Source organism: Xenophilus sp. (assembly GCF_044462705.1).
Taxonomy (GTDB): Bacteria; Pseudomonadota; Gammaproteobacteria; order Burkholderiales; family Burkholderiaceae_C; genus Xenophilus; species Xenophilus azovorans.
Genome location: NZ_JBIQNC010000206.1, coordinates 1 through 8,255, shown reverse-complemented (window position 1 = coordinate 8,255; position 8,255 = coordinate 1). Strand labels below are relative to the sequence as shown.

Genomic DNA, 8,255 nt, shown 5'->3' with positions numbered 1-8,255 from the left:
GCCGGGGGCTGGAAGCGTGCGTCGGCGCCGTCGTAGTAGACGTAGTCGACCATCACGCCCTTGCCGCCGTCGTTCTTCGTCTTGCCGACGAAGGCGCCCATGGTGGACTGGTGGTCCTCGGCGCGGTAAGTGATCTTGCCGAAGGGGCTGTCCACCTGCAGGCCCTTGAAGGCGGCCACCAGCTTGTCCGGCTCGGTGCTCTTGGCCTTGGCGATGCCGGCGGCGGCCGAGTGGATCATGCTGTAGCCCACCACCGAGCCCAGGCGCGGGTAGTCCTTGAACTTGGCCTGGTAGGCGTCGAGGAAGGCCTTGTGCTCGGCCGTCTTGATGCCGTACCAGGGGTAGCCGGTGACGATCCAGCCGTCCGGCGCTTCATCCTTGAGCGGGTCCATGTACTCCGGCTCGCCGGTCAGCACGCTGACCACGGTGCGGCCCTTGAACAGGCCGCGCGTGTTGCCCTCGCGCACGAACTTCGACAGGTCGGCCGCGAACAGCACGTTGAAGATCGCGTCGGGCTTGGCGTCGGCCAGCGCCTGCACCACGCTGCCGGCGTCCACCTTGCCCAGCGGCGTGGCCTGCTCGGCGACGAACTCCACGTCGGGCTGCGCGGCCTTGAGCAGCTGCTTGAACGCGGCGACGGCCGACTGGCCGTACTCGTAGTTGGGGTAGACCAGCGCCCAGCGCTTCTTCTTGAGCTTGGCGGCCTCGGGCACCAGCATGGCGGCCTGCATGTAGGTGCCGGGGCGCAGGCGGAAGGTGTACTGGTTGCCGCCCTGCCAGGTCATCTTGTCGGTGAGCGGCTCGCCGGCCAGGTAGAAGAATTTTTTCTGCTTGGCGAAGTCGGCCAGCGCCAGGCCGGTGTTGGAGAGGAAGGCGCCGGTGAGGATGTCCACCTTCTCGCGCGAGACCAGCTCCTCGGCCATGCGCACGGCGTCGCCCGGGTTGGCGTTGTCGTCGCGCATGACCAGCTCGACCTTCTTGCCGTCGATGCCGCCCTTGGCGTTGATCTCGTCCACGGCGAGTTCCATGCCCTTCTTGTAGGGCTCCAGGAAGGCGGGCTGCGCCTTGTAGCTGTTGACCTCGCCGATCTTGATCACGCCCTGGGCGTGGGCGGGAACGAGCGCGACGGTGAGCGCTGCCAGCGAGACGGCGCTGAACGCAAGACGCAGATGCTTCATCGGATGACTCCTCGGTTGGAACTAAGTAAATGAATAGCCGGCCGGCGCGTCAGCGCAAGCCGTCCTTGCCCTCGATCTCGGAAACCTGCAGCCCGCCGATGCGCGGCAGCGGGCGGCCGCTGTCGGTCACGGCCACGGCCACCACGATCTCGCCGGCGCGCGGCGCGTCGCTCACGCGCGCCTCCACCGCGTCGAAGTGGCTGCGCACGAAGGCGGCGTCCTTGTGGCCCAGCGGCACGTCGATGGCGGTGCCCAGCGTGCCGCGCTTCTTGGCCGAGGGCACCAGCGCGGCGCCCTTCTCCACGGCCTGGCGCAGCGGCGCGCCCAGCTTGGGGTGCAGGATGGCGGCGGCATGCTCCAGCTCGCCGCCTTCGCCGACGATGGCGGCCTTGCCGTAGCTGTGCGCCTGGCCGGGCTCGATGCCCAGCGCCTTGACGGCCTTGCCGCCGAGCAGCGCGCCCAGTTCCTCGCCGATGGCGATCAGCTCGTCCAGGTTCTCGCTGTAGCGGCCGGCGTAGGGGTTGGCGATGACGGCGATGGCCACCGCGCGGCGCGTGGGCGGCTCGACGGCCTGGCCCTGTTCCTTGCGGGTCTCGTCGACCTGGACGACCAGTTTGCGGATGTCTGCTGGCATGGTGTTGCTCCTTGTCTTGGCGTGGCCGGCGTCAGCGCAGGCCGTCCCATTTGCTGATGTTCTCGGCGCGCAGCCCGCCCACGCGGTCGTGCACGCGGTAGCCGGTCGTCATGGCGAGGATGAAGACGATCTCGTCGGCCGCGGGCGCGCCGGGCACGCGCACCTCGATGGCGTCGAACTGGCCGCGCACGTAGCTGGCGTTGATGTTGGTCAGCGGCACGTCCAGCGTGGCGCCGGGCGGGCCGACCTTCTTGGTCGAGGGCACGATGGACAGCGCGTTGCCGGGCTGGCCGGTCTTCTTCTCGTCCACGGTGCCGGCCTTGTAGGCGGCGCGGTCGCCCTTCCAGCCGAGCAGCTCGCGCATCGCGTAGCCGCCGGGCACGTGCCACAGCGCGCCGTGCTCCAGCTCGCCGGCGGCGCCGACGATGGCGCCCTTGCCGTAGGTGGCGATCTTCTCCAGCGGCACGTCCATGGCGGCGTGCAGGCGGTGCGCCATGTCCACGCCGACCGGGTCGAGCAGTTCCATCATGGGCAGGATGTCGGGCTCGTAGCGGCCCGCGAAGGGATTGGTGAGCACCGCGGCGATGGCGCCTCGCACCAGCGGCTCGGCCGCGCGCGGCCCGAATTCGTGGTGGATGTGCTCGACCTGGGTGAAGACGCGTCGGATGTCGATCATGGTCTTGCGTTCGTTAAGCAAAAACGGAGCCTGCGGCGAGCCGTGCCGCGGCGGGCTGCAGCACGCGGCACTGCTGCTGGCAGACGAGTATCGCCGCATGGATACGGCCTGCGCGCTGCATTTCCTGCGCGCGCGCCAGGCCCGCATCGAGGGCGCGCGCCACCTGCGGCGGGGCCAGCGGCGGCACGTCCACGGTGACCGGGATGTCGCCCAGGTCGCTGTCGTCCTTGCACTGGCTGGCGGGCAGGCGGCGGATGGCCGGATCGGCCACGTCGACCGCGTTGCCGACGACGGTGGCGGCCGCATCGGCCTCGGCCGCGCCGGCGGCCAGCACCGTCACGCTGTCGGCGATGCCCAGCGAGAAGCTGCGTCCGCGCCAGCCGCTGGTGGCCACGCCGCGCACCGGGTCGCCGGCGTGCAGCGTGAAGCGGCCGTCGGTGCGCAGCGGCCCGGTGCCGGCCAGGTCGAAGCGCGACAGGTCGGCGAACAGGCCCACCTGCACCGACTGCCCGGGCGCCAGGTGCAGCGCGATGTCGCCGCCGTTGTTGACCCAGGCGCGCGCGATGCCGGTGCGGCGGTAGAAGGCGGCGATCTCCTCGGCCACCGCGCCGGCCACCGCCGCCATCGGCGTGATGAACATCGGCCGGTAGGCGGCGCACGCATCCCACATGCGCCGCGCGACGGGCCCGCGCAGCGGCGCACCGGCCGCCACGGGCTGGCGCAGCGCGGGCAGCTCGTCCACCAGCTCCTGCAGCACGCCGCAAAAGCGCGCCCAGGCCGCCTCGTGCGCGGCGGCCACGGCGGCGGCCTCGCCCTCGGCCTGGATCACCAGGTCGATCGGGCCGTGCTGGAAGTGCCAGCGGCCGCCGTCGAGCGGGTTGCGGGTGGCGTGCATGCCGGCGGTTCTCAGCCCAGCAGGGGGGGCTGGCCCAGCGGCCAGGCGTTGACGGCCTCGGGCCGGCGCCACTCGCGCGCCATGGGCGCGCCGTCGTCCTGCCAGGCCCCGCGCGAGAGCGCCTGCTCCAGCGTCATCACGTGCTCCATGTGGCCGCCCAGCGCGGCGTAGTCGGCCAGCCGCATGCTGAACTCGATGGGCGCAATGATGGCCGGCGTGGGCACCGTGCCGAAGCTGTTGTCGGGCATGCGCGTCACGTCCACCATCACCGTGATGCCGCCGCCCGGCCACACGTAGGCCGGCGCGCCGCCGCAGGTGACGTTGACCAGCGCCTGCTTGATGGCGCGCGTGAGCAGCACGGGGTTCTCGGTCACGCCGGCGCGCAGCGAGCCGCCGGCGCCGCCGAGGAAGAGCACGGTGCACAGCGAGGGCTCGCAGTTCTCGCCGATGCGGTCCACCACCTTCTGCACCTCGGGCGGGATCGGCTGCTCCACCGGCTGCAGGTTGTCGTCCAGCACGAACCACTGCGCCTGCTCGCCGGTGGTGGAGGTCATCAAGAGGCGCAGGCCGGGCTTGGCGACGCCGCTCTCCCAGCCCTCGATGATCGCCAGCGGATCGGCGATGTCGGTGCCGCCCCAGCCGCTGCCGGGGTTGGCCACCTGGAAGTAGCGCCCCGGCGTGGACTTGCGCCCGCGCATCTGGATGCCCGATGGCGGCATCGCCAGGCAGCGCCCGGCCTGGTGCTCGGTCAGCACGCCGGTGATGTGGTCGTCCACCACCACCACCTCGTCGGCCAGGCCCAGCAGCTGCCGCGCGAAGATGCCCACCGTGGCCGAGCCGCAGCCCACGCGCATGCGCTGCTCCTCCACGCCGTTGACGATGGGCGCCTTGCCCGCCTGGATCACCAGGCTGGAGCCGCCGTCGATGGTGCATTCGGCCGCCTGCTTGTTGCACAGGTTCTGCATCAGCTCCAGCGTCATGCGGCCTTCCTTCTTGCTGCCGCCGGTGAGGTGGTGCACGCCGCCCAGCGAGAGCATCTGCGAGCCGTACTCGGCCGTGGTGACGTGGCCCACCACCTCGCCCTTGTAGCGCACGTTGGCCTGCTCGCTGCCGAGGAAGCGGTCGGTGTCGATCTTCACCTTCACGCTGCAGTAGCTGAAGATGCCCTCGGTGACCACGGTGACCATGTCCACGCCCTGCGCCTTGGAGGCGACGATGAAGGGCGCGGGCTTGTAGTCGGGGTAGGTGGTGGAGGCGCCGATGCCGGTGACGAAGACCTGGTCGGCCAGCAGCAGGTCGCCGTCCCAGTCCTTGGCCGGCGGCGCGCCCTCGGCGGGCGCCTCGGCACCCTCGCGCGCGAAAGGCACCAGCGCGGGCGACTCGCTCTGCAACTCGCGGCGCAGCAGCACCACCGGGTCGACGCGCACCAGCACGCCGGCGCGGTTGGCGTAGCGGTCGCAGGCGCCGCTGCGGCCTTCGGAAATCTGGCACAGCACCGGGCAGGCGTTGCATTCGACCTTGGCGCTGCTCATGCGCTCGTTGCGCGCGGGTGCCTTGCCCAGCCCGAGGGGCGAGGCCTCCGGCAGCACCGGCAGGTCCATGCCTGGCAGGCCGTCGGTCTTGGTGTGTTCGGTCATCGTGAGGCTCCGTTCCTTCAGCACGCGCACAGGGTAAGTACTGCAACAAGCGTGCCGGATTGGCGCTTGTCCGCCGCGTGCGTCCTGTGTAGCATTCGCTCCATATTCATGTGGCAAACACTACATGAACCGGAATCTACCGAAGCATGGCAATACGCGTATGGGTGTTTTCCTGAGGCGGCGTGCGCCGCGTTGGTGCGGCACGAACGAAAATGGGTCCTGTTGTGGCCGCCAGCTCAGCGCAAGCATTCCCCACGGCGCCCGGTCCCTTTCACGTCTCTCCCCCATTCACAACTTCCGGTAATTTGCTTATGAGTGCTTTCAGCGAAGAACGCGTCCTGACCGTCCACCACTGGACCGACCGGCTGTTCACCTTCACCACCACGCGCGACCAGGCGCTGCGCTTTTCCAACGGCCACTTCACCATGATCGGGCTGAAGGTCAACAACAAGCCGCTGCTGCGCGCCTACAGCATCGTCAGCCCCAACTACGAGGAGCACCTGGAGTTCCTGAGCATCAAGGTGGAAGAGGGCCCCCTGACCTCGAAGCTGCAGCACATCCAGGTGGGCGACACCATCATCGTGGGCCGCAAGCCCACCGGCACGCTGCTGATCGACTACACGCTGCCGGGCAAGCGCCTGTACCTGTTCGGCACGGGCACGGGGCTGGCGCCCTTCATGAGCATCATCCGCGACCCGGAGACCTACGAGAAGTTCGAGAAGGTCATCCTGGTGCATGGCGTGCGCCAGGTGGACGAGCTGGCCTACCACGACCTGGTGACCGACCACCTGCCCAAGCACGAGATCCTGGGCGAGATGATCCAGAACCAGTTGCTGTACTACCCGACCGTCACGCGCGAGGAGTTCCGCAACCAGGGCCGCATCACCGACCTGATCACCACCAACAAGCTCACCGACGACCTGGGCCTGCCGCCGCTGAACGCGGCCGAGGACCGCGTCATGATCTGCGGCAGCCCCGGCCTGCTGGTGGACATGAAGGAGATCCTCGAAGGGCGCGGCTTCAAGGAAGGCAACACCAGCACGCCGGGCGACTACGTGGTCGAGCGCGCTTTCGCTGAAAAATGACCCCCCCCAAGCCGCTGCGCGGCTCCCCCCCGGGGGGGCACACCCGACGGCCCGGCCCTTCGACGGGCTCAGGACAGGCCAAGGCCGGTTCCGTGGGTGTCGCTGGCATGGCCTGCTCCGCGGCCTCCAGTGCCATTGGAGGGCGGGCGCTGCCGGCGGTGTGCACCGCCCGGATTCGCTGAGGCTGCCATGGCCACCCGCAAGTCCGTCGCCAAGCCGCAGCGCAAGACGGGCGTGCGTGAGGCGCAGGCGCAGGCGTCGCGCGAGGCCATCCTGCGCGCGGCCACCAGGGTGTTCGCGAAGTACGGCTACGAGGGCGGCAGCGTGGAGAAGATCAGCCGCGCCGCCCGCTCGTACGACCGGATGATCTACTACTACTTCGGCAGCAAGGAAGGCCTGTTCGTCGCTGTGCTGGAGGACATCTACCAGCGCATGGACGAGGCCGAGGCCGCCATCGACCTGGACATGGCGCGCCCGGTGGAGGCGCTGACCGAGGTGATCCGCTTCGTGCTGGGCTACTACCGCGCCAACCCGCACTTCATCACGCTGCTGAACACCGAGAACCTGCACAAGGGGCGCCACATCGCCAAGTCGCTGCGGGCGCGCGAGTACTCCTCGCGGGCGGTGGCGATCATCGAGCAGATCCTCGCCAGCGGCGCCGCGCAGGGCCTGTTCCGCGCCGACCTGGCCGCGCGCGACATCTACCTGCTGATCGCGGCCACGGGCTACTTCTACATGTCCAACCGCTACACGCTCACCAGCTTCCTGGGCGAGCCGCTGGAGTCGCCCGAAGCGGCCCGGCACTGGGAGGACTTCGTCATCGAGACGGTGCTGCGCACGGTGCGCAGCGACGAGAACAACGAAACCACCACACCCCACGAGGTATCGAAATGGCAACAGAAGCCGCCGCCGGCAAGTCGGGCAAGGTCGTCATCCAGAACATAGGGCTGCTGCTCTCGGGCGACATCGACCAGCCCATCCTCGACGCCGACACCATCGTCATCGACGACGGCCTGATCACCGCGGTCGGCAAGGCCAAGGACTGCGACACATCGAACGCCAAGACGGTGATCGACGCGAAGAAGACCTGCGTCGCGCCCGGCCTGATCGACAGCCACGTGCACCCGGTGGCCGGCGACTGGACGCCGCGCCAGAGCCAGCTCAACTGGATCGAGTCGAGCCTGAACGGCGGTGTCACCACCATGATCTCGGCCGGCGAGGTGCACTACCCGGGCCGCCCGAAGGACATCGTCGGCCTGAAGGCGCTGGCCATCACCGCGCAGCGCGCCTTCGACGCCTTCCGCCCCGGCGGCGTGAAGGTGCTGGCCGGCGCGCCCGTCATCGAGAAGGGCATGGTCGAGAGCGACTTCAAGGAGCTGGCCGAGGCCGGCGTGGGGCTGCTGGGCGAGATCGGCCTGGGCTCGGTCAAGGCCGGCTACGAGGCCAAGGAGATGGTGGCCTGGGCGCGCAAGCACGGCATTCAGAGCACCATCCACACCGGCGGGCCCTCGGTGCCCGGCTCGGGCTACATCGACAAGGACACGGTGCTGGAGGCCGACGCCGACATCATCGGCCACATCAACGGCGGCCACACCTCGCTGCCGATGAAGCACGTGTGCGAGCTGTGCGAGAAGAGCACGCGCGGCATCGAGATCGTGCACAACGGCAACGAGAAAGTGGCCATCGGCGCGGCGCGCGCGGCCATCGAGCTGAAGTGCCCGCACCGCGTGATCCTGGGCACCGACGGGCCGGCCGGCTCGGGCGTGCAGCCGCTGGGCATCCTGCGCATGGTCGCGCTGATCTCGTCGATGGCCGACATCCCGGCCGAGCTGGTGTTCTGCTTCGCCACCGGCAACACCGCGCGCATGCGCAACCTCAACTGCGGGCTGGTGGAGGTGGGCCGCGCGGCGGACTTCGTCTTCATGGACCGCGCGCAGCACACCTCGGGCGCCACGCTGCTGGAAAGCGTGCAACTGGGCGACCTGCCGGGTGTGGGCATGGTGATGATCGACGGGCTCGTGCGCTGCGGGCGCAGCCGCAATACGCCGCCGGCTGCTGAGGTGCCGGTCGTCGTGCACTGATCTCTTGGGCGTTGGGGGTGCGCGCCGTGGCCGGGGGCCTGGGGCGCGGGCTCATGGTGGGGCGGTCGG

8 protein-coding genes are annotated in these 8,255 nt (G+C 69.6%); 3 read left to right on the top strand and 5 right to left on the bottom strand.

What is annotated here, in order from left to right; genetic code table 11:
• From ACIY1X_RS22130 to ACIY1X_RS22110, 5 genes are all read right to left on the bottom strand, one after another.
• Nucleotides 1-1,178 (bottom strand): ABC transporter substrate-binding protein (locus ACIY1X_RS22130; RefSeq protein ID WP_399684794.1); only part of this gene is annotated, 1,178 nt, incomplete at its 3' end.
• A 49-nt stretch (nt 1,179-1,227) separates the two neighbouring features.
• Nucleotides 1,228-1,812, bottom strand: a complete 585-nt coding sequence (locus ACIY1X_RS22125) for an amino acid synthesis family protein (RefSeq protein WP_399684791.1) — start codon at nt 1,810-1,812, stop codon at nt 1,228-1,230.
• A gap of 31 nt (nt 1,813-1,843) precedes the next feature.
• Nucleotides 1,844-2,488, bottom strand: a complete 645-nt coding sequence (locus ACIY1X_RS22120; protein ID WP_399684788.1) for an amino acid synthesis family protein — start codon at nt 2,486-2,488, stop codon at nt 1,844-1,846.
• Nucleotides 2,489-2,501: 13 nt separating this feature from the next.
• The gene (locus ACIY1X_RS22115) at nt 2,502-3,383 is read right to left on the bottom strand and encodes a UPF0280 family protein (RefSeq protein WP_399684786.1); all 882 of its coding nucleotides are present in this window, start codon (nt 3,381-3,383) and stop codon (nt 2,502-2,504) included.
• An 11-nt stretch (nt 3,384-3,394) separates the two neighbouring features.
• On the bottom strand, nt 3,395-5,020 hold the full coding sequence (locus ACIY1X_RS22110) for a 6-hydroxynicotinate reductase (RefSeq protein ID WP_399684783.1): 1,626 nt from the start codon (nt 5,018-5,020) through the stop codon (nt 3,395-3,397).
• A gap of 311 nt (nt 5,021-5,331) precedes the next feature.
• Here ACIY1X_RS22110 and ACIY1X_RS22105 point away from each other — a divergent pair, with 311 nt between their 5' ends.
• The 3 genes from ACIY1X_RS22105 to ACIY1X_RS22095 all read left to right on the top strand — a co-directional run bounded on the left by ACIY1X_RS22105 (nt 5,332) and on the right by ACIY1X_RS22095 (nt 8,186).
• A complete protein-coding gene (locus ACIY1X_RS22105; RefSeq protein ID WP_399684780.1) occupies nt 5,332-6,105 on the top strand; it encodes a ferredoxin--NADP reductase in 774 nt (257 codons plus the stop codon).
• A 189-nt stretch (nt 6,106-6,294) separates the two neighbouring features.
• The gene (locus ACIY1X_RS22100) at nt 6,295-7,050 is read left to right on the top strand and encodes a TetR family transcriptional regulator (protein ID WP_399684777.1); all 756 of its coding nucleotides are present in this window, start codon (nt 6,295-6,297) and stop codon (nt 7,048-7,050) included.
• On the top strand, nt 6,996-8,186 hold the full coding sequence (locus ACIY1X_RS22095) for an amidohydrolase family protein (protein WP_399684774.1): 1,191 nt from the start codon (nt 6,996-6,998) through the stop codon (nt 8,184-8,186). The genes ACIY1X_RS22100 and ACIY1X_RS22095 overlap by 55 nt, the downstream gene beginning before the upstream one ends.
• Nucleotides 8,187-8,255: the final 69 nt, after the last annotated feature.